At 70.7% G+C, this 263-nt stretch carries 1 protein-coding gene; it reads left to right on the top strand.

What is annotated here, in order from left to right:
- Positions 1–100 precede the first annotated feature (100 nt).
- A partial coding sequence (locus PU683_RS22525; protein WP_487246931.1) for a hypothetical protein occupies positions 101–263 on the top strand: 163 nt, incomplete at its 3' end.

The following is a 263-nucleotide window of genomic DNA, read 5'->3' as shown; positions in this document are numbered from 1 at the left end:
CCAGGGCGGGCATGGCCGGCGCCGCTGCCCTCGTGAGAGGGCCCAACCCCCGCTGGCTGCGGGACCGGAGCCCCGTGCTCCGCCGGGAGAGGTGTGACCAATGCGGTTCGAGCGTCGCTACACCACGGCTGGCCAGTCGCCCTACGCGGACATTCCGTTCCGCAAGGCGCTGAGCGAGATCCGCAACCCGGACGGGTCGGTGGTGTTCCGCCTTGACGGTATCGATGTCCCCGAGGCCTGGAGTCAGGTCGCGAGCGACGTTC

Origin of the sequence: Candidatus Kosakonia sp. 282A-S69 (assembly GCF_029433855.1) — a bacterium.
Classification (GTDB): Bacteria; Pseudomonadota; Gammaproteobacteria; order Enterobacterales; family Enterobacteriaceae; genus Kosakonia; species Kosakonia cowanii_A.
Note: the sequence above shows the minus strand (reverse complement) of the source record. Positions and strands in the feature narration are given on the sequence as shown.